The 19,512-nt window shown below is 75.8% G+C and carries 19 protein-coding genes and 1 tRNA gene; 11 read left to right on the plus strand and 9 right to left on the minus strand.

Annotated elements, in window-relative coordinates; all coding sequences use genetic code 11:
* Positions 1-61: 61 nt before the first annotated feature.
* The gene (locus tag ACFPBZ_RS25185) at positions 62-1,078 is read left to right on the plus strand and encodes an alcohol dehydrogenase (RefSeq protein WP_378038865.1); all 1,017 of its coding nucleotides are present in this window, start codon (positions 62-64) and stop codon (positions 1,076-1,078) included.
* Positions 1,079-1,105: 27 nt separating this feature from the next.
* Here ACFPBZ_RS25185 and ACFPBZ_RS25190 read toward each other — a convergent pair whose 3' ends face one another.
* From ACFPBZ_RS25190 to ACFPBZ_RS25210, 5 genes are all read right to left on the minus strand, one after another.
* Positions 1,106-2,164, minus strand: coding sequence for a glycoside hydrolase family 18 protein (locus ACFPBZ_RS25190; RefSeq protein ID WP_378038866.1), 1,059 nt, complete (start codon positions 2,162-2,164; stop codon positions 1,106-1,108).
* Positions 2,161-2,946: a hypothetical protein gene (locus ACFPBZ_RS25195; protein ID WP_378038867.1), complete on the minus strand. Its 786-nt coding sequence runs from the start codon at positions 2,944-2,946 to the stop codon at positions 2,161-2,163. The genes ACFPBZ_RS25190 and ACFPBZ_RS25195 overlap by 4 nt, the downstream gene beginning before the upstream one ends.
* Before the next feature lie 196 nt (positions 2,947-3,142).
* A tRNA-Pro gene (locus ACFPBZ_RS25200) sits at positions 3,143-3,216 on the minus strand.
* Positions 3,217-3,251: 35 nt separating this feature from the next.
* Positions 3,252-4,250, minus strand: a complete 999-nt coding sequence (locus tag ACFPBZ_RS25205) for a metallophosphoesterase (RefSeq protein WP_378038868.1) — start codon at positions 4,248-4,250, stop codon at positions 3,252-3,254.
* Between the two features lie 14 nt (positions 4,251-4,264).
* A complete protein-coding gene (locus tag ACFPBZ_RS25210) occupies positions 4,265-6,664 on the minus strand; it encodes a penicillin-binding protein (RefSeq protein WP_378038869.1) in 2,400 nt (799 codons plus the stop codon).
* 231 nt (positions 6,665-6,895) lie between these two features.
* Between ACFPBZ_RS25210 and ACFPBZ_RS25215 the strand changes: the two genes are divergently transcribed.
* Positions 6,896-7,318, plus strand: a complete 423-nt coding sequence (locus ACFPBZ_RS25215) for a WhiB family transcriptional regulator (protein ID WP_378038870.1) — start codon at positions 6,896-6,898, stop codon at positions 7,316-7,318.
* A gap of 134 nt (positions 7,319-7,452) precedes the next feature.
* Here the strand turns inward: ACFPBZ_RS25215 and bagB are convergent, their stop codons facing one another.
* Complete coding sequence (gene bagB, locus ACFPBZ_RS25220) at positions 7,453-8,610, minus strand: ATPase BagB (RefSeq protein ID WP_378038871.1); 1,158 nt, start codon at positions 8,608-8,610, stop codon at positions 7,453-7,455.
* The gene (bagA, locus tag ACFPBZ_RS25225) at positions 8,600-9,655 is read right to left on the minus strand and encodes an ATPase BagA (RefSeq protein WP_378038872.1); all 1,056 of its coding nucleotides are present in this window, start codon (positions 9,653-9,655) and stop codon (positions 8,600-8,602) included. The genes bagB and bagA overlap by 11 nt, the downstream gene beginning before the upstream one ends.
* Before the next feature lie 165 nt (positions 9,656-9,820).
* Here bagA and ACFPBZ_RS25230 point away from each other — a divergent pair, with 165 nt between their 5' ends.
* Genes ACFPBZ_RS25230 through ACFPBZ_RS25250 form a run of 5 tightly spaced genes read left to right on the plus strand, consistent with a single transcriptional unit; the run spans position 9,821 to position 14,733 of the window.
* Positions 9,821-9,982: a DUF4177 domain-containing protein gene (locus tag ACFPBZ_RS25230; RefSeq protein ID WP_331629688.1), complete on the plus strand. Its 162-nt coding sequence runs from the start codon at positions 9,821-9,823 to the stop codon at positions 9,980-9,982.
* The gene (locus ACFPBZ_RS25235) at positions 9,979-10,437 is read left to right on the plus strand and encodes a RidA family protein (protein ID WP_378038873.1); all 459 of its coding nucleotides are present in this window, start codon (positions 9,979-9,981) and stop codon (positions 10,435-10,437) included. The genes ACFPBZ_RS25230 and ACFPBZ_RS25235 overlap by 4 nt, the downstream gene beginning before the upstream one ends.
* A gap of 48 nt (positions 10,438-10,485) precedes the next feature.
* Entirely contained in the window at positions 10,486-11,211 is a 726-nt protein-coding gene (locus tag ACFPBZ_RS25240) for a hypothetical protein (RefSeq protein ID WP_378038874.1), read from the plus strand.
* Positions 11,204-13,885, plus strand: a complete 2,682-nt coding sequence (locus tag ACFPBZ_RS25245; protein ID WP_378038875.1) for a hypothetical protein — start codon at positions 11,204-11,206, stop codon at positions 13,883-13,885. The genes ACFPBZ_RS25240 and ACFPBZ_RS25245 overlap by 8 nt, the downstream gene beginning before the upstream one ends.
* Positions 13,886-13,908: 23 nt before the next feature.
* Positions 13,909-14,733: an MBL fold metallo-hydrolase gene (locus ACFPBZ_RS25250; RefSeq protein ID WP_378038876.1), complete on the plus strand. Its 825-nt coding sequence runs from the start codon at positions 13,909-13,911 to the stop codon at positions 14,731-14,733.
* Between the two features lie 43 nt (positions 14,734-14,776).
* Here ACFPBZ_RS25250 and ACFPBZ_RS25255 read toward each other — a convergent pair whose 3' ends face one another.
* Together ACFPBZ_RS25255 and ACFPBZ_RS25260 are read right to left on the minus strand one after the other, a co-directional pair.
* A complete protein-coding gene (locus ACFPBZ_RS25255; RefSeq protein ID WP_179796085.1) occupies positions 14,777-15,451 on the minus strand; it encodes a cyclic nucleotide-binding domain-containing protein in 675 nt (224 codons plus the stop codon).
* A gap of 228 nt (positions 15,452-15,679) precedes the next feature.
* The gene (locus ACFPBZ_RS25260) at positions 15,680-15,961 is read right to left on the minus strand and encodes a hypothetical protein (protein WP_378038877.1); all 282 of its coding nucleotides are present in this window, start codon (positions 15,959-15,961) and stop codon (positions 15,680-15,682) included.
* Between the two features lie 115 nt (positions 15,962-16,076).
* On the opposite strand from ACFPBZ_RS25260, the gene nth reads away from it, so the two are divergent.
* The 4 genes from nth to ACFPBZ_RS25280 are packed head-to-tail and all read left to right on the plus strand — an operon-like array spanning position 16,077 to position 19,433.
* Positions 16,077-16,862, plus strand: coding sequence for an endonuclease III (nth, locus tag ACFPBZ_RS25265; RefSeq protein WP_378038878.1), 786 nt, complete (start codon positions 16,077-16,079; stop codon positions 16,860-16,862).
* Positions 16,859-17,488: a TlpA family protein disulfide reductase gene (locus ACFPBZ_RS25270; protein WP_378038879.1), complete on the plus strand. Its 630-nt coding sequence runs from the start codon at positions 16,859-16,861 to the stop codon at positions 17,486-17,488. The genes nth and ACFPBZ_RS25270 overlap by 4 nt, the downstream gene beginning before the upstream one ends.
* Complete coding sequence (locus ACFPBZ_RS25275; protein WP_378038880.1) at positions 17,485-18,237, plus strand: NUDIX hydrolase; 753 nt, start codon at positions 17,485-17,487, stop codon at positions 18,235-18,237. Before ACFPBZ_RS25270 ends, ACFPBZ_RS25275 begins: the two co-directional genes overlap by 4 nt.
* A complete protein-coding gene (locus ACFPBZ_RS25280; RefSeq protein ID WP_378038881.1) occupies positions 18,234-19,433 on the plus strand; it encodes a MarP family serine protease in 1,200 nt (399 codons plus the stop codon). Before ACFPBZ_RS25275 ends, ACFPBZ_RS25280 begins: the two co-directional genes overlap by 4 nt.
* Positions 19,434-19,512: the final 79 nt, after the last annotated feature.

Consider the following 19,512-nt stretch of genomic DNA (forward strand, 5'->3'; position numbering starts at 1 on the left):
CCCGGTGGACGAACGGGTAGGCCGTCCGGGTCAGACGACGACGAGCAGTGGGAGTGACGACGTGCGCGCAGTACAGGTGCCTCAGGCCGGCGGGGACTTCGAGCTGGTGGAGCGGGACCTCCCGGAGCCGGGCGAGGGCGAGGTCCGGGTGACGGTGCAGGCCTGCGGGGTCTGCCACTCGGACATGTTCGCCAAGGAGGGCGCGATGGGGGACGCCACGCCGTTCCCGATCGTGCCGGGCCACGAGATCGTCGGGACGATCGACACCGTCGGCCCCGGTGTGCGGGGCGACTGGAGCCCGGGCGACCGCGTGGGCGTGGGCTGGTTCGGCGGGGCCTGCCACCACTGCGAGTCCTGCCGCCGCGGCGACTTCATCACCTGCGCGAACGGACGCATCCCCGGGGTGACCTTCGACGGCGGCTACGCCGACGCGGTCGTCGTGCCGGCCGACGCCCTCGCGCGGGTGCCCGAGGAGCTGTCGTCGGAGGACGCGGCGCCGCTGCTGTGCGCCGGCGTGACGACCTTCCACGCGCTGCGCTCGAGCGCGGCCCGTCCCGGCGACCGCGTCGCGGTCCTGGGCATCGGCGGACTGGGCCACCTGGCGATCCAGTTCGCGGCGCGGATGGGCTGCGAGGTCGTCGCGATCTCCCGCGGCACCGCCAAGGCCGACCTCGCGAAGCAGCTCGGCGCGCACCACCACATCGACTCGGAGGCGACCGACCCCGGGCAGGCGCTCGCCGACATGGGCGGGGCCGTCACGATCATCGCGACCGCCACGAGCGGCGAGGCGATCTCGGCGCTCGTCCCGGGCCTCGCGCCCCGCGGTCAGCTGGTGGTGGTCGGCGCCGCCGAGACCCCGCTCACGATCCAGGCGATGTCGCTCATCGGGCCGGCGGCGCAGGTCGCGGGCCACCCCTCGGGCACCTCGAAGGACTCCGAGGACACCCTGAACTTCTCGCGGATCACCGGCGTCCGGCCGATGGTCGAGACGATGCCGCTCGAGAAGGCGGCCGAGGCCTACGAGAAGATGATGGCGAACGACGCGCGGTTCCGGATGGTGCTGGTGACCGGCAACTAGGCCGGTCGGAGCCGGGGCCGGTCGGAGCTAGGCGAAGCGCTGCAACGCCCGCGTGTACGCCCACGGGGACTGGGCGACGCCGCTGCAGTCGTCGGCCTCGGTCTCGGTGCCGGGACAGCCGCCGTTGTCGCGCAGCAGTGACCACGCCCCGACGTAGCCGTACCCGCGGGCCCGGGCGGCCTCGACGACCGCCTCGGCGTCCGCGACCGAGGTGGTCGCCGAGGTGTCGTTGCGCCCGATCATGAGGGTCAGCCCGACGCGGTTCGCCACGTCGGCGGGCTCGCTGCCCGGCCAGAGCCGCTGCAGGGTGGCGAGCGAGATGTCGGCCGCGTCGAGCATGGAGCCCGACCACGTCCCCTCCTGCTCGAAGTTCATGACCATGAGGTTGACGCGGGTGGCCACGCCGCGGTCGGCGACCTCGGTGACGAGCTCGCGGGCGTCGTCGGTCATCCCGACCGACGCGCTCTCCACCTGCACGGTGAGCGTGATCCGGGCCCCGCGCTCGCGCTGGACGATCGCGAGGGCGTCGGCGACCCGGGCCATCGACACGGCGCGGCCCTTGTCGGTCTCGATGTCGACGTCGAGGTGGTCGCTGCCCGCGGCGTCGAGGGACTGGGTGTACGCCCGCGCCAGGGAGGCGGCGTCGGGGCAGCGCGTCTCCAGGTAGTCGCCGACGGCGCCGCCCGAGGACACGGTGGGGATTCCGCCGCGCGCCCGCAGCCCCGCGATCGACGCCGTGACGGCGGGGTCGGAGAGCGGGGTGGTGCCGCCCCACGTCGGCGTGCAGCCGTCGCCCGCGAGGACGAAGCCGAGGACGACGTCGCGCTGGCCCGACGCGTCGGCGACCGCCCCCAGGTCGGGCAGGGGCGGGGTGGTGAGGTCGACGTACGGGGCGACCCGCACGGTCGGCAGCGGACCCTGCGGGGCCTTCGGGCCGGGCCGGGCGGCGGCGGGGGCCGCGCTCGTGCCGCCGCCCCCGGCCGGGGCGCTCTCCGCGGTGCGCACGGGCGAGGGCAGTACCGAGCAGGCGACCAGCACCATCGTCAGGAGCACTCCGCCCAGGGCGGCGCGGAGGGCGAGGATCACGTGTCGAGGGTGGGCTGCTGCGCCGGCTTCGGCTGGTTCCCGCCCTGCTCGGGCTTGTCCGGCGTCACCGGCGTCGCCGGCTCCTCGACGACGGGCGGCTTCGCCGGGACCACGGGGGCCGCGGGCTTCGGCGCCACGGGCGGCACGACCTTCGGCACGACCTTCTTCGGCGTCGCCTTCGGGACCGCCTTCTTCGTCGTGGTCCGCGGCTTCGGCCTCGTCGTGGTGGTGACCCCCTCGGACGCGTCGGCGACGACCGGGGTGGGGACGACGGCCGGGGCGGGCGCGCCGGTCGGCGCGAGCGAGGCCCCGGCGGCCACCGGCACCGCGCCGCCGCCGACGGGTCCGCTGGCGCCCGCGAGGGCGCCGGTCACGACGACGCCGACGTAGCCGGCGGCGAGGGCGGCCGCGGCCGCGGCGACGCCCTTGAAGCGCCGGGCCCGTCGCCCGCTGCCGTCGACGAAGATCGGACCGGAGTGGGCCCGCGCGCCCGGCGAGCTCGGGATGAGGGTGGTGCTGGCCATCGCGGCGATCTCGTCGGGCGAGCTGCGCCGGGCCGACGAGGCCGCCATGGCGACGGTGCGCGGCGCCGGGGCAGCGGCGAGGGGTCGCTGCGCGAGGGGCGGCAGGGCCGGCCCGGCCGGGGCGGCCCGCGGCGCCGGCACGGCCGGACGGCCGAGGGTGGCGTGAGGTGACGCTGCGGTGCGCTGCGGCGCCCGATCGGCGGAGTCGTTCACCGTGTAGCGGCGCGCGACGCCGTCCGGTATGCGGTGGTTAGCCATGATCCGTTCCTGCCGTCCCCGATCGGTGCGCGACGCCCGGCCGAGCGTCACCCATCCGTGTCATCGGGGGTGATGATGGCACCGTTACCTCCCGGTGACCAGTTCGTGCCTTTCGTCACCGGGCCGGACCGCTGCAGGGCGTTCCCGGACCGGACACGACGAAGGCCCCGGTCCTGGACGGACCGGGGCCTTGCTGTCGGGGTGGCGGGATTCGAACCCACGACCTCCTCGTCCCGAACGAGGCGCGCTACCAAGCTGCGCCACACCCCGAGCATCAGGCACTCTGCAGCGCTGCACCCGGAACTCTACCTGGCGTCGCCGGCCGGGCGTGACGGGGGCCGGGTGGCGTCGCCGACGGCAGCGGGCACGAGCTCGAGCAGCGTGGCCTCCGGGCGGCAGCAGAACCGGGCCGGGGCGTACGGCGAGGTCCCGACGCCCGCCGAGACGTGCAGCCGCATGTGGGCGCCCCACCGCGACGGGCCCTTCACCCGCGAGCGGTCGATCCCGCAGTTCGTCACCAGGGCCCCGTAGCCGGGCAGGCAGAGCTGCCCCCCGTGGGTGTGGCCGGCCAGGACGAGGTCGTAGCCGTCCGCGGCGAAGCCGTCGAGGACCCGGGGCTCGGGGGAGTGCGTGAGACCGAGGCGCAGCACCGGCGGGCCGTCGGTGCCGGTCTCCCCGGCCGGGTCGGCGGGTCCGGCGATGCGGTCGTAGTCGTCCCGGCCGATGTGCGGGTCGTCGACCCCCGCCACGGCGATCCGCCGTCCGTCGACGTCGATCTCCAGGCGGGTGTGCGTCGCGTCGTGCCAGCCGCGCTCCAGGAACGCCGCCCGCAGGTCCCGCCAGGGCAGCTCCGGACCGAGGACGCGGTGCTGGGGCCGGAAGAGGTAGTTCGCGGGGTTCTTGGGCTTCGGGCCGTGGTAGTCGTTGCTCCCGAAGACGAACACGCCCGGCCGGTCGAGCAGCCGCCCGAGCGCCCGCAGCGCCACCGGCACGCCGCGCTGGTGGGACAGGTTGTCCCCGGTGTTCACGACGAGGTCGGGCTCGAGCGCCGCGAGCCCGGCGACGAACCGCTCCTCGAGCCGCTGGCCGGGCCGCAGGTGCAGGTCGGAGACGTGCAGCACGCGCAACGGCCGGCTCCCGGGCGGGAGCACGGGCATCGTCGCGTGCCGCAGCGCGAACCAGTGCCGTTCGAGCACGGTCGCGTAGCCGAGGCCCAGCACCCCCGCGGCGGTGGCGCCGAGGGCCGCCCGGCCGGCCGTCCGCAGGAGCCGGTGCGGCCGGTCGTCGGGAATTCGCTGCGTCACCGGGGTGCCTCCGCTCAGCCCGGTGCCGTGGCCACCGCCGGGGCCGCCACGGCACCGGGTGGCGGGGGCGGCGCGGCGACCGAGCCGCTCGCGACCTGCAGGGTGATCGCCTGGTCGGGCAGCGCGGACCCGCGCGGGGACTGCCCGACCACGGTACCGGCGGGGGCGCGGTTGCTCACCGTCGTCGGGTTGACCCGGAAGCCGGCGTCCTCGAGGGCCCGGGTGGCGTCGGCGACCTGCTGCCCCACGACCTCGGGAATCTGCTCGTCGGTGCCACCGGCCACGTAGCGCGGGTCGGTGGCGGGCAGCGGCTGCACCGGGGTGGCGGCCAGCAGCGGGGTCATCGTCTTGTACCAGGTCCGTGCCGGCGTCTTGCCACCGAAGATGTTGCCGCGCGAGCAGGGGAACGGCGGGCTGTCGCCGCCGCCGTCGCACAGCGGCCGCGGGGACGACGAGTCGTCGAACGTGATGACCGCGCCCGAGATGCCGGGGGTGAACCCGAGGAACGCCGCCGACTTGTTCTCCTGCGTGGTCCCGGTCTTGCCCGACATGGGACGGGTCCAGCCGTTCTCCCCCGCGGCCGCGGCCGAGGTGCCGCCGGGCTGGTCGTCCTTGCTCATCCCGTTCATCAGGGTGTCGGCGAGCGTGGGCGGGACGACCTGCTCGCAGGGCTGCTCGGGGACCGGCACCGGGGCGCCGCCCGCGTCGGTGATCCCGAGCAGCGGCGTGGGCGGGCACCACTTGCCGCGCGAGGCGAGGGTGGCGCCGACGTTCGAGAGCTCGAGGACGCTGGTGGGCGTGACGCCGAGGGTGAAGGAGCCCTGGTTCTGCTCCTTCGCGATCTCGGCGATCGACTTGCCGCCCCGGCCCTGCGGCTCGGCGAGCGAGCGCATGCCGAGCTTCACCGCCATGTCGACCACCGGCGCGACGCCGGTGTACTCCATGAGCTTGACGAAGCCGGTGTTCGGCGACTGCGCGAGGGCGTCCGTCATCGACAGCACGGGGGAGTAGGTGCCGGCGTTGCGCACCGGGAACGGGTTGCCCTGCCCGTCGCGGTAGATCGGCGACGCGTAGCCGTCGGGCGGGATCTGCATCTGGTAGTTGATGCCCAGACCCTTGTCGAGCGCGGCCGCCGCGGTGAACACCTTGTAGACCGAGCCGGCACCCAGGTTGACCGGCTCCCAGGGCAGGCCGTAGCTCGTCTCCAGGGCGCCGCCGTCGACGCCGAAGACGCGGTTGGCGCCCATCGCGGTGACCTCGTGGCGGTCCTGGCCGGGCGCGACCGCGGCCATGACGTCGGCGACGTTGCGCGCCTGGGCCGGGACCTCGCCGCGCAGCGCCGCCGTCATCGCGGTGAGCGCGGTCCGGTCGAGCGTGGTGCGGATGGTGTAGCCGCCGCGGTTGAGCTGCTCGGCGGGCAGGCCGGCCTCGCCGAGGTAGTCGACGACGTACTTGCAGAAGAACGCGGCGTCGCCCGCGCCGATGCAGCCGTTGGCGGGCGGGGCGGCGTTCGAGACGCCGAGCGGGCTCGCCAGCGCCTCCTGGGCCTGCTGCTGGGTGATCATCCCCTGCAGGGCCATCTGGTTGATGACCTCGTTGCGCCGGCCGGTGGCCGCCTGCGGGTGGGCCACCGGGTCGAACGCCGCGGTCGACTGGACCATCCCGGCGAGCATCGCGGCCTGCGGAATCGTCAGGCGGTCGGGCGTGGTGTTGAAGTAGGTGCGCGCCGCGGCGCCGACCCCGTAGGAGTTGTTCCCGAGGAAGACGATGTTGAGGTAGCGCTGGAGGATCTCGTCCTTGGCCTGGCGCTTGCTGGTGCCCTCGCCGAGCTGGCGCTCGAGCTGCAGGGCGACGCGCACCTCGCGCAGCTTGCGGGCGTAGGTGGCCTCGGTGGCCTTCAACCGCTCGGACGCGCTCTGCGCCGTGACGTAGAGCTGGTAGTTCTTGATGTACTGCTGCGTCAGCGTCGAGGCGCCCTGCTGGGTGGACCCGGCCGACTGGTTGGTCACCAGGGCGCGCAGCGTGCCGGTCCAGTCGACGCCGTCGTGCTCGTAGAACCGCCGGTCCTCGATCGCGACGATCGCCGCCCGCATCGTCGGCGAGATCTGCTCGAACGGCGTGTTCTGGCGGTTCTGGTCGTAGAGGTAGGCGATCGGGGCGCCCTGCCGGTCGGTCACCGTGGTGACCAGGGGCAGCTGGCCGGCCGCGAGGTCGGACGACGTGGCGCTGACGGTGTCGCTCGCGTCGTTGCTCAGCAGCCCGACCCCACCGACCAGGGGGAACGCCACCCCGGCGAGGATCAGTCCGGCGACCAGGCACAGGCCGAGCAGGCGGGCGATCGGGCGCGCGGCGAGGCCACGCCGCCCCTGGACGTCGTCGGTGTCGGTGTCGGCCCGTTCCGTTCCCCCGGTCATCGGAGTCCAGGTTACTGGCCCCCCGGTGTGTTCCGTGCTGCCCGCGTCCCTCGACCCGATCACGAGGAGGATCCGGTTTCCCGGGTGGTTCGTGGAACCGTCCGAACCTAGAGTGCGTCGAACCCCGTGAGAGGGCGGAGCGTGCGACCAGGCGGGGTCGCGCGTACCGGGGCGGCCGGCGGGGTGGCCGGCGTCCCCGGTGCCACGGGGCACCAGCGAGGGCGGGATGACGTGGACGACGAGGCAGGACGGACGAACCCGGCGCCGCGGACGGCGGCACCGGACTGGCGGCACCGTGCGCGCTGCCGCGACGAGGACCCGGACACCCTGTTCGTGCAGGGCGCGCAGCAGCGCGACGTCCGCGAGGTGTGCCGGTCGTGCCCGGTGCGCACCGAGTGCCTGGCCCACGCGCTCGACAACCGGATCCGGTTCGGGGTGTGGGGCGGCATGACCGAGCGGGAGCGGCGGGCGCTGCTCAAGCGCCGGCCCGACGTCGTGTCGTGGTCGGCGTTGCTCGAGGCGGCCCGGCGGGCGGCCCTGCGCCCGCAGGAGCCCGCCCCCCAGCAGCCCGTCCCGCGGCGCCCGGCGGCCCGGCGCGCGGCCGAGGGCGGGTCGGACGAGCGCCCGGCGAAGGGCGACCGCCGCGCGGGGTGAGCGTGGCGCCTCGCTGACATTGGTTGTCAGCGAAGTGCCACGGCTGCCGTCCGGGCCGGGTTCCCGGGCAGGCGAGCGTGGCACTTCCCTGATGTGGGATGTCAGCGATGTGCCATCGCTGCCACCGCGACCCCTCAGGACGTGAGGAGCTCCCCGATGGCCCGCAGGCCGTCGAGATCGTGCACGTCGGTGGCCATGGCCGGCACGTCGACGATCGGGACGCCCGGGTGCGCCCGGGTGAACCGCGCGAGGACGCGGCGCTCGCGCTCGGCGGTCTCCACGCGGTCGGCGTGCAGCCGCAGCACGGCCGCGGTGGTGGCGTCGCCGCGCGCGGCCTCCAGTGCCTCGGCGCCCTCGCGGGCCCGGGCGCCGGAGAGCGTGGCGTGCACGGGGTGGGTCCGGTTGAGCACCAGGCCCGCCAGCGGCATCCGCTCGGCGCCGAGCCGCTCGACGAAGTAGGAGGCCTCGCGCAGGGCGTCGGGCTCGGGCGAGGCCACCACGACGAACGCCGTCCCCGGCGCCCGCAGCAGCTGGTAGGTCGCCGTGGCCCGCTCCTGGAAGCCGCCGAAGAGCGTGTCGAACGCCTGCACGAAGGCCGAGGCGTCGGACAGCAGCTGTCCGCCGAGGATCGTCGAGACGGCCTTGGCGAACAGGTTGAAGGTCGACCCCACGAGCTTGCGCAGGGCGCTGCCGCCCGCCCGGGCCGGCGCGGAGAGCAGCCGGATCATGCGGCCGTCGAGGAACGACGACAGCCGCTGCGGGGCGTCGAGGAAGTCGAGCGCCGACCGCGAGGGCGGGGTGTCGACGATGATCAGGTCCCAGCGTCCCGTGGCGGCGAGCTGGCCCAGCTTCTCCATCGCCATGTACTCCTGCGTGCCGGAGAACGACGTGGAGATCGTCTGGTAGAAGGGGTTGTCGAAGATCGCCTGCGCGCGGTCGGGGGTGGCGTGCCCGGCGACCATCTCGTCGAAGGTCCGGCGCATGTCGAGCATCATCGCCTGCAGCTCGCCGCCCGAGTCGGACTCGGTCCCGGGCACCACGCGCGGCTCGTTGTCGAGCTCCTCGAGGCCCATCGACTGGGCGAGCCGGCGGGCCGGGTCGATCGTCAGCACCACGACCCGACGGCCCCGGGCGGCTGCCCGCAGGGCCAGCGCGGCGGCGGTCGTCGTCTTGCCGACGCCGCCGGAGCCGCAGCAGACGAGGGTGTGGGTGGACCGGTCGTCGATCAGGGCGTCGAGGTCGAGGTGCTGGGGACGGCGCGCGCCGCTCCGGCCGACCGGTTCAGCGCTCATGACGCACTCCCTGCTCGCGCAGCAGCTCGGCGAGCTCGTACAGGCCGCCGAGGTCGACGCCGTCGGACAGCTCGGGCAGTTCGATCTGCGGCATCCCGGCCGCGTCGAGGCGCGAGCGGACGCCGGACTCGACGCCCAGGCGCTCGGTGTGCTCGCCGACCTCGGTCAGCAGGCCGTCGACCTCGTCGTCCTTGAGGAAGAGCCCGGCCGCCTCGAGACCGGCCCGCAGGCCGGCCTGGTCGACCCCGGGGCGCGCCGCGGGCAGGCGGGCGGGCCGCACGCGGTTCACCATCACGGCGCCGACCGGGAGCCGGGCCTCGGTGAGCTCGTCGACGGTGTCGAGGGTCTCCTGCACCGGCAGGTCCTCGAGCTGGGTGACCACGTGCACCACCGTCTGCGGCGAGTGCAGCAGCTCGACGACGCCCTCGCTCTGGGTGCGGATCGGGCCGGTGCGGGCGAGCGACCCCATCGCCTTCGTGACGTCGAGGAACTTCACGACGCGGCCCGTGGGCGGCGCGTCGAGGATCACGGCGTCGTAGAGCGGGGTGCGCGAGCCGCGGTGGCGGCGGTCGTCGCCGACCGTGCGCCCGACGCACTCCTTGACCTTGCCCGAGAGCAGGACGTCCCGGAGACCGGGCGCGAGCGTCGTCGCGAACTCGACCGCGCCCATGCGGCGCAGGGTCCGGCCGGCGAGCCCGAGGTTGTAGAACATCTCGAGGTACTCGAGCAGCGACTCCTCGGCGTCGACCGCGAGGCCGCGGACCTCGCCGCCGTCGGGGGCGACCGCGATGCGCTGCTCGGCGTAGGGCAGCGGCGGGGTGTCGAAGAGCTGCGCGATGCCCTGGCGGCCCTCGACCTCCACGAGCAGGGTGCGTCCCCCGCCGGCGGCCAGCGCGAGCGCCAGGGAGGCGGCCAGGGTCGACTTGCCCGTGCCGCCCTTGCCGGTCACGACGTGGAGGCGGGCGGAGGCCAGGGCGTCGGGCCAGCGCTCGACACCGGCCTCGTCGTAGACCCCCACACCTCCCGGGCGACGCTGAGTACTCACGCATCCAGGGTAGGTCCGACGTCCCGGACCCGCGTTCCCCGGCCGGAGGGCTGGGTCACACCGCGATCACCGGCCCCGTCACGAAGCGTGTCCGCGCCGGGCCCGGCGGTGGCGTGTCTCGGGGCCCGGCCGGGCGTGTCGGGGTGGACATCTACTCTCGCGTCCATGAGTGCCCAGACGTGGGAGTACGCCACGGTCCCCCTCCTGACCCACGCGACCAAGCAGATTCTCGACCAGTGGGGTGTCGACGGCTGGGAGCTGGTCACCGTCCTGCCGGGGCCCACGGGCGAGCAGCACGTCGCGTACCTGAAGCGTCCGCTGTCGTGACGAGCCCGACGGCCCGGCTGGCGGAGCTCGGCATCGAGCTCCCGCCGGTCGCCCCGCCGAAGGGCGTCTACGTGCCGGCCAAGAAGGTCGGCACCCAGGTGTGGACGTCGGGCCAGCTGCCGCTGGTGGGCGGCGAGCTCCCGGCCACCGGGGTGGTCGGCGCCGAGGTGTCGGTCGAGGACGCGAAGGCCTACGCCCGCACCGCGGCGCTCAACGCCCTGGCCGCGATCGACGCCCTCGTGGGCCTCGACGCCGTCGTGTCGGTGGCCAAGATCGTCGGGTTCGTGGCGTCCGCGCCGGGGTTCGGCGGCCAGCCGCAGGTGGTGAACGGCGCCTCGGAACTGATGGGCGAGGTGTTCGGCCCGGCGGGCGAACACGCCCGTTCGGCGATCGGGGTGGCGGCGCTGCCGCTGGGTGCACCGGTCGAGGTTGAGGTCGTCGTCGACCTCGCGTGAGCTGACGTGCGAGAGCCGCGGGCAGCCGCGGCGGTGGGGAGTACGGACGTGGCGAGCACGGGCCAGGACGCAGTGGGATCGGTCGGCGCGGGGCCGGAGGCGGCCCGGGCGTGCCACGACCTGCTCGTGTCCCTCGCCGGCCGCGTGCCCGACCGCGCGCTCTGGCGGCTGCGGGACTGGCTCGCCGCGGATGCCGACGTCGCCCTGCGCTCCGCGGTGCCGCGCACGCTGCTGCGCCACCGCGTGGGCGTCACCGAGACCGAGCGGGCCCTGCTGCGCGAGGCCGTCCACGCCTGGCGAGGGCCCGTCCGCCTCGTCGACGCGGTGCTGCACGCCGACCCGGCGCCGGACCCCACCGCCGGGTTCGACGACCCGTCGACCGTCCCGTGGGACTCCGCCGACCTCGTGCTGCGCGCCCTCGTCCCCGCGATCGGCGACGTGGGCGAGGTCCGGCGGGCCTGGCGCAGCGGGCCCGACCGCGCCCGCGTGGTCCTCGTCAGCGCCGCGGGCGACCTGCGCGCCCTCACCGGCACCGTCCAGCGAGCTCTGCGGGCCCACGGTGACGGCACGCCCTGCGTCGAGGTGATCGGCGACGGGACCCCCACCACCGGCTACCACCGCGCGGCCTTCGCCTCGTCCGAGGTGCTCTGGCGGGCGGGGACCCTCGGCCCGGTCCCCGCGCCCGAGGGCACCTCGGCCCGCTCCACGGCCCGCCCCGCCGACCAGCGGTCCGGCGCCCCCTCGTCCCCTGCGGAGCTGGTACGTCATGGCTGAGGCCGGATTCCCGCGCCCCGAGCCATCGGGTCCCGACCGGCGTCCCGCCGGGCGACCGCCGTCCCCAGGCGCGGGCCGTGCCGCCGGGCGCGACCCGGTGGCCCTGGCCGCCTGGCGACGGGTCGCCGAGCAGCGCCGCCGCGGCGCCGACCCGGCGCCGGAGCCCGACACGGCCGACACCCCGGTGGCCGACACCGCCGGCCCGGCGCAGGCCGCGGCGCCCGCGCGGGACCCGCAGTCGCCCCGGACCGCGGAACAGCCCCGGGTCGAGCCGGCCCGGGTCACCGAGCCCGTCCTCGCCGCCGAGCCCGTCCCCGTCGCCGAGCCGCCCGGGACCGCGGAGCCGCCGCGCAGCGAGTCCCCCCGGGCCCAGGTGTCATCGGCCGCCCAGGCGTCCCGGGACGCCGAGCCGCCCCGGGAGGCCGGGCCGGTTCGGGCCGCTGACGTGCCCCGGCCCGCCGAGCCGTCCCGGTCCCCCGACCCCGCGCGAGCGGCCGAGCCGGTCGGCGCCACGGACGGGCGCGGGACCTCCGAGCCCGTGGTCGAGACCCCGCCCGCCCCCGCGCCCCGGGTCTCCGACGAGCCGCGCCGCACCCCCGGGTCGGCCTGGACGTCCGCGGCGGCCGACCACCAGGGCCCGTCCGCCCGGCCCGACGACGGCCCGCCCACCCCCGGCCGCCTGCACGACGTCCTGCTCGGCCTCGCGGGCCGCGTCGACGACGACGCCCTCACCGCGGTCCGCGAGATGGTCGCGGTCGAGGACGACGCCGAGGCCGCGGAGCTCCTCGCCGGGTGCCTGCTCGCGGACGCCGTCGCGATCACGCCCGACGAGCGCACGGCGCTCGCCCCGTGGTTCGGGGTGGCCCGGGTCGACCCCGACGTGCTCGGCCGGCTCCCCATCGACCCCGACGCCGCCCGCCACCGCGTCCACCGCTTCGTCCCGGCCGCGGGCGACCGGCCCTCGGGGCTGCCGCTGGCCCGCGCCGCCCGCCGTCTCACCGGCGTCGTCGCGGTCCGCGAGAGCTGGCGGGTCACCCCCGCCGGCGCCGCTCCCGGCCCGGTCCCGCACCGCGTGGTGCTCGTCGAGACGAGCGACCCCGACGACTGCGACCACGTCGTCCACCACCTGGCCCACGCGGCCCGGGGCCTGGGCGGCACCTCGGTCGAGGTGTTCGCCACCGGCGCCGGCCTCCCCGCCTACCACCGGGACGCCCTCGCCGCGGCCCGCCCGCTGGCCGCCGACGAGCCCACCGCCGGCCGGGCCGCTCCCGAGACGGCCGCGCCGGAGCGCGCCGAGCCGCCCCGTTTCGGCACGGGAGCCGTCGAGGTCGTCGAGGACGACGGCGAGACGTGGCGCACCGTCGCCGACGCCGGGGTCGCACGCACCACCGCGCCGGAACCCGCCCGTCCCGACGCCACGCGCCCGGAACCGGCCCGCCCGGACCCGACTCGCCCTGCGGAGCCGGACGTCCCCGCGGCCGCCGACGAGCCCGTCGACGGCGCCCCGGGCCCGACGACCATCGACGACGACCTCTCGGTCACCGCCCGCCGGATCGCCGCGCTCTGGGCCCGCCCCGCGCCGGAGGACTTCTCCGCCCCGCTGCCGCCGCACTCGCTCGCGCACACCCGGCTCGAGCCCGAGGGCCCGTCCGGGGACGACGACGAGCTGCCCGGCCTGGTCGACGAGGACGAGCCCTACGGACCGGTCGGGGACGAGCAGCACGACGACGCCCGGCCCGGCCCGGCCGACGACGAGCCCCTCGGGCGCCACGGCCGCGCGGAGCCCGACGACCTCGGGACCCGGGCCTTCCGGGCGCCCGACCCCGCCCCGCGGTCCAACGGGCACCCACTGCCCACCGCCGACGACCGCGCCGACACCGCCGACCTGCCCGGGCAGGGCCCCGCCCAGCCGCCGGAGAGCAGGAACGGCACCGCCCCCACCGACGCCTCCGACAGCGCCGACACCGACGCGCAGGTCCTGCGGGCCCGCCACAGCCGGACCCGCGACGGGGAGGTGACCGACGCCCCGGCCCGCTTCGGGCACGACGCCCGGTTCGGCGCCGGCTCCGGTCCCGCGTGGCCGGGAGCGCCCGTGACCGGGAGCCACCCGGTGCCGGGCCCCGACACCCTGTTCACGTCCCCGGTCGAGATCCCCGGCGACCCCGTCACCCTCGGGACCAACGGGCACCGGCACGAGTCGCCCACGGGCCGGGTGGCCGAGGAGCCCGACACCGGACCCGTCTCCTGGGCCGGGCCCGCGTCCCGGCCGTCCGACGGACCGCCCCCCGGCGAGCAGGACGTCGCCCCGCCGTGGGCCGCGGCGAGCCCGGCCGGCTGGTCGGGCGAGCCGGCTCCGTGGTCGCCGCCCGCCGAGCCCCACCCGGCGGAGACCACCGCCGCGTGGAGCCCCGAGACGGACGACTCGGTCGCCCAGCTCTCCGACCGGGAGCGCGAGCTGCTGGCCCGGCTGCACGAGGAGCTCGCCCAGCGCGAGCGGGCGGAGGGGGCCGACCCGTTCGCCGGTCCCGGCACCCCGCCGTCCCGTCCCGGACGACCGTCGCCGGGGCCGTCGCGCCCGCAGCCGCCGGCCGGCCCCCGGGGTCCGCAGCCCCCGCCCAACGGACGGGTCAACGGTCACGGCCTGCCGCACGGCCCGGAGGACGCGGGCGCCTGAAGGGTCGTCGTAGGGTCGCCGGCGTGTCCCAGGACCCCGCCGCCGGCTCCCCGACGTCCGACGCCCCCGACCACCCGGCCTACGAGGTCCTGCGCCCGGTCACCGCGGCCGCGGGGGTGGTCCTCGCCGCCAACCCGTCGGGGATGACCCTCGACGGCACCAACAGCTGGATCCTGCGCGCCCCGGGGCAGCGCGGCTGCATCGTCGTCGACCCCGGGCCGGACGACGCCCACCTCGACCGCCTGCGCGAGCAGGGCCCGGTGGAGCTGATCCTGCTCACCCACCACCACCTCGACCACTCCGAGGGCGCCCGGGCGTTCTCGGCGGCCACCGGGGCTCCGGTCCGGGCGCTCGACCCGGAGCTCTGCCTCGGCGCGGAGGGCCTGCGGGCGGGGGAGGCCGTCGGGGCGGCGGGCCTCGACGTCCGGGTCCTCGCGACGCCCGGGCACACCACCGACTCGCTCTGCTTCGTCGTCGACGGCGACCACAGCGTGCTCACCGGCGACACGGTGCTCGGCCGCGGCACCACGGTGCTGGGCGACCACCACGGCGCGCTCGGGGACTACCTGGGCTCGCTCGACCGGCTCGCCGCCCTGCCGGACGGGACGACGCTGCTTCCCGGGCACGGTCCCGACCTGCCCGACGCGTCGCAGACCGCACGCGACTACCTCGCGCACCGCAAGCAGCGGCTCGAGCAGGTCCGTGAGGCCGTCCGGCGGCTCGGCGGGGAGCCGACGCCCCGGCAGGTCGTCGAGATCGTCTACGCGGACGTCGACGAGTCACTGTGGCCGGCGGCGGACATGTCCGTCGCGGCCCAGCTGGCGTACCTGCGGGAGAGCTGGAGCTGACCCCCGACGACGGCGGCCGGTGGCGGCCGTCGTCGGGAAGGCCTCAGCGGGCGCGGCGGGCCAGGCGGTCGGGCTCGAGGATGAGCACGCTCTTGCCCTCGAGGCGCAGCCAGCCGCGCGCGGCGAAGTCGGCCAGCGCCTTGTTCACCGTCTCGCGGGAGGCGCCGACGAGCTGGGCGATCTCCTCCTGCGTGAGGTCGTGCGTCACGCGGAGCAGGCCGGCCTCCTGCGAGCCGAAGCGCTGCGCGAGCTGCAGCAGCGCCTTCGCCACGCGCCCGGGGACGTCGGTGAAGATGAGGTCGGCGAGCAGGTTGTTGGTGCGCCGCAGCCGGCGGGCGACCACCCGCAGCAGCTGCTCGGCGATCTCCGGGCGCTGCCCGATCCACTCCTTGAGCGCCGTGCGGTCCATCGAGTAGGCCCGCACGTCGGTGACGCAGGTGGCCGTCGACGTCCGGGGGCCCGGGTCGAAGATCGAGAGCTCGCCGAACATGTCAGACGGGCCGAAGATCGAGAGCAGGTTCTCGCGGCCGTCGGGCGAGCGGCGGCCGATCTTGACCTTGCCGCTCTGCACGATGAACAGCCGGTCGCCGGGCTCACCCTCGTTGAAGATGACGGTTCCGCGTGGGAACTCGACGCGATCGAGGGACTCCGTCAACACCTCGATCGCGGCCGGATCCACCCCTTGGAAGATCCCTGCCCGGGCCAGTACCTCGTCCACCGTCCGCTCCTCGCCGACTCGTCGGACCATGCGATCTCGGGGAGGTGGATCCTCCCGGTACCGCTGTGTCACCGGTCACGTCCACCGCGAGTCTAATGGTGCGCAACCACAAGATCACGCAACACGCGGCGGATATGGCCTCGGGTTCTCTCCGCGCGGCGTCGGCCACGTGTCGGTCCCACCGGATGGACGACCCTACCTGCCAGGCATGACGCCGCTGGGTGACCGTCAGCCGCTCGTGGTACTCCGACCAGCTGGCTCGGACGGTCGACCGCCCCGGCGGGCCCCGCCGTTGCGCTTGCCGAGGTTGCGCAGGCGGAACATCGTGAGCGCCCCGCCGATGCCCTGCCGGAACAGGGCCTTGACCTCGTCGGGACGAGCGCGCTCGAGGAAGTCCTCGACCTCGTCCTCGCGGACGGTGCCCGCACGCAGTCTCGTCTCCAGGCGCTCCATGCCCAGGGCGAAGACCATGATGAGCAGGGGGATGAGGATCGCGATCCAGGCGGTCATGGTGAGGGGAATGGTCCCGCACGCACGCCTCACGCCCGGCACCGGGGGTGTGCCCGGCGTGTCGTGGGCGACCGTGCCCCGTCACGTCGTCGGGCCCGTTCTCTACCCTGCAGGGATGACCTCGGCGGGGAACGCGACGCGGCGCAGCTCCACGGCGGCCGCCGCGGTGAAGCCGGGCGAGACGCAGCTCGGGCTCGTGCGCCGGGCGCGACGGATGCACCGGGCCCTGGCCTCGGCGCACGTCGACGCCCACTGCGAGCTCGACTTCAGCACGCCGCTCGAGCTCCTCGTCGCCACCGTGCTCTCCGCGCAGACCACCGACGTGACGGTCAACCGGGTCACCCCGGCGCTGTTCGCCCGCTACCCCGACGCCGCCTCGCTGGCGGGCGCCGACCGCGTCGAGATGGAGGAGATCCTCCGTCCCACCGGCTTCTACCGGGCGAAGACGAACTCGGTCATCTCGCTCGGGCAGGCCCTCGTCGCCGACCACGGCGGCGAGGTCCCCGCGAAGCTCGAGGCGCTGGTGAAGCTGCCGGGCGTCGGGCGCAAGACCGCCAACGTCGTGCTCGGCAACGCCTTCGGCGTCCCGGGGATCACCGTCGACACCCACTTCGGCCGGTTGACCCGACGGTGGGCGTGGACCGCCTCGGAGGACCCGGTGCAGGTGGAGAAGGAGGTGGGGGAGCTCATCGAGCGCAAGGACTGGACGATGTTGTCCCACCGCGTGATCTTCCACGGCCGCCGCGTCTGCCACGCCAAGAAGCCCGCCTGCGGCGCGTGCTCGATCGCGAAGGACTGTCCCTCGGCCGGGATCGGCGAGACCGACCCCGCGAAGGCCGCCAAGCTCGTCAAGGGGCCGGAGGCCGACCACCTCCTCGCCCTCGTCGGCCTCGAGCGGTGACGCGCACCGAGGTCGGATCGACCCTGCTCGTCCTCATCGTGGTGGTGGTCGGCGTCATCGCGCTCTGGCCCCGCGACGCCGCCGGCCCGTCCGCCGCGCCCGTGCCGGTGTCCGGTGCCCCCACCGCGCGCAGCGACCCGGCCGAGCTCGGCCGGGCCCGGCTGCGCGCCGCGCTCGAGGCCTGCCCGACGCCCGGCCCCACCTCGGCGGGAGCCCCGCTCGCCGGGCTCACCCTCGAGTGCCTCGGCGCCCCGGGCGGCGTCGACCTCGCCGCCGCCCTGCCGGGCCGGGTCACGCTGGTCAACCTCTGGGCCTCCTGGTGCGGGCCCTGCCGCGAGGAGATCCCGGCGATCAGCACCTACGCCGCGCAGCCCGGGGCGGCGTCGGTGCTCGGGGTCGACGTCGCGGACGACCCCGCCGACGCCCTCGCCCTGATGGCCGACCTCGGCGCGCGCTACCCCTCGGTGTCCGACCCCGAGCAGGTCGTCGCCCGCCGCCTCGGCGCGGCGCCGGTGCTGCCCGCGAGCCTCGTCGTGAAGGCCGACGGCACCGTGGTCCCCCTCCCGCCGCAGGTCTTCACGACGCCCGACGAGGTCCGGGCGGCCGTCGCGAGGGCGGCCGCGTGAGCGCGCTGCTGCGTCCCGACGAGGCCCCGGGCTGGCTGGGCGGGCTCGTCGCCGCCTGCGCCGGGGTCTCCGCGGACGACGTGCCCTTCCGGCGCCGGCCCGACGGCTCCGGCCGGGAGGCCGCGGTGGTGCTGCTCTTCGGCGAGGGCGAGGACGGCGCCCCCGACGTGCTGCTCACCGAGCGGGCCGCGAGCCTGCGCGAGCACGCCGGGCAGGTCGCCTTCCCCGGCGGCGGGCTCGACGCCGCCGACGGCACGGGCCTCGACGGGATCGTCACCGCCGGGCTCCGCGAGACGCAGGAGGAGACCGGCGCCGATCCGGCCGGGATCGTCCCGCTGACCACGCTGCCCGCCGTGACGATCCCGGTGTCGGGCTTCGCCGTGACCCCGGTCGTCGCGTACTGGGCCCGCCCGAGCGGCGTCGGGGTGGTCGACCCGGGCGAGACCGCCGCGGTGGTGCGGGTGCCGCTGGCCGAGCTGACCGACCCGGCCCGCCGCTTCAGCGTCACCTCGCCCGGCGGCTACGTGGGCCCCGCCTTCGCCGTGCAGGGCCTGCTCGTCTGGGGCTTCACAGCCGTGGTGCTCTCCTGGGTGTTCGATCTGGCGGGGTGGACGGTGCCCTGGGACTCCGGGGACGTCCGCGACCTGGACGAGGCCTGGGCCCGCCGCCACGACAGCCCCGCCACCCCGACGGCCCGCCGTCCTGACACCGAGACGGCCGGCCGCCGTGAGGGAGAGACGATCCGATGAGCTGGGTCGACGTCGTCGTCGTGCTGCTCGCGATCGCCGCGGCGATCTCCGGGTGGCGCCACGGGCTCGCGGTGGCCGCCCTGTCCTTCCTCGGCGTGATCGGCGGCGCCCTGCTCGGGCTCAAGATCGCCCCGCTGATCGTCGGGACGTTCGCGAGCGACACCAGCCGCGTGGTCGTCAGCGTGCTGATCGTCATCGCGCTGGTGGCGCTCGGCGAGACCCTGGGGGTCTACCTCGGGCGGGCCGTGCGCGACCGGATGCGCCTCGGTGCGGTGCGCACCGTCGACTCGACGTTCGGGTCGGTGCTGCAGGCCATCACCGCCCTCGTCGTGGCCTGGCTGATCGCGCTGCCGCTCGCCACCTCGTCGAACGTGGCGCTGTCCTCGGCGCTGCGGAACTCCGCGGTGCTCTCCACGGTCGACTCCGTGATGCCGACCCCTTTGCGGGCGCTGCCCAACGAGCTGCGGGCCATGTTCGACGCCTCCGGCTTCCCCGACGTGCTCTCCCCGTTCGCCTCGACCCCGGTCGCCGAGGTGCCCGAGCCCGAGGCCGACCTGGTGCGCGACCCGGTGGTCCAGCGGGCCCGGGCGAGCGTGCTGAAGATCCGGGGCCGGGCGCCGTCGTGCTCGCGGGCGCTCGAGGGCACCGGCTTCGTCATCGGCCCGGAGCGCGTGATGACCAACGCCCACGTGGTCGCGGGCACCAGCGAGGTGTCGGTCGAGGTGCCGCGCTCGAGCGGCGGCGGCTCGAACACCGAGGCCGCCCGGGTCGTCTACTACGACCCCGAGGTCGACGTGGCCGTGCTCGCGGTGCCGGGCCTCGAGGCCCGCGCGCTCGAGGTCAACTTCTCCGGCGCGAAGACCGGCGACAACTCGGTGGCGCTCGGCTACCCGCTCGACGGTCCGTTCTCCTCGAGCCCCGCGAAGGTGCGCCAGCGCATCCAGCTGCGCGGCCCCGACATCTACGACTCGCAGACCGTGACCCGCGACGTCTACACGATCCGCGGCACCGTGAAGTCGGGGAACTCGGGCGGGCCGCTGGTGAACCCGCAGGGCGAGGTGATCGGCGTCGTGTTCGGCGCCGCGGTCGACCAGGGCGACACCGGCTTCGTCCTCACCGCCGACCAGGTGCGCTCCGCGCTCGACGCGGCCGGCGGGGCGACCTCGCGGGTGTCGACAGGTAGCTGCGCTTCGTGAGCACTAGTCCGTGCCTGGACACGGTGTGATGTCTCAGCACATCTAGGACAGATGTGTCTCAGCACATCGCGGACAGGTT

The organism is Actinomycetospora atypica (genome assembly GCF_042653685.1).
Taxonomy (GTDB): domain Bacteria; phylum Actinomycetota; class Actinomycetes; order Mycobacteriales; family Pseudonocardiaceae; genus Actinomycetospora; species Actinomycetospora atypica.

What these genes read in the sequence shown, in the direction of transcription:
- ACFPBZ_RS25230 (WP_331629688.1), top strand. Translation starts at nt 9,821, where the DNA reads ATGAGTGCCCAGACGTGGGAGTACGCCACGGTCCCCCTCCTGACCCAC.
- ACFPBZ_RS25280 (WP_378038881.1), top strand. Translation starts at nt 18,234, where the DNA reads ATGAGCTGGGTCGACGTCGTCGTCGTGCTGCTCGCGATCGCCGCGGCG.
- bagB (WP_378038871.1), bottom strand. Translation starts at nt 8,610, where the DNA reads ATGAGCGCTGAACCGGTCGGCCGGAGCGGCGCGCGCCGTCCCCAGCAC.
- ACFPBZ_RS25195 (WP_378038867.1), bottom strand. Translation starts at nt 2,946, where the DNA reads ATGGCTAACCACCGCATACCGGACGGCGTCGCGCGCCGCTACACGGTG.
- ACFPBZ_RS25260 (WP_378038877.1), bottom strand. Translation starts at nt 15,961, where the DNA reads ATGACCGCCTGGATCGCGATCCTCATCCCCCTGCTCATCATGGTCTTC.
- ACFPBZ_RS25245 (WP_378038875.1), top strand. Translation starts at nt 11,204, where the DNA reads ATGGCTGAGGCCGGATTCCCGCGCCCCGAGCCATCGGGTCCCGACCGG.
- ACFPBZ_RS25210 (WP_378038869.1), bottom strand. Translation starts at nt 6,664, where the DNA reads ATGACCGGGGGAACGGAACGGGCCGACACCGACACCGACGACGTCCAG.
- nth (WP_378038878.1), top strand. Translation starts at nt 16,077, where the DNA reads ATGACCTCGGCGGGGAACGCGACGCGGCGCAGCTCCACGGCGGCCGCC.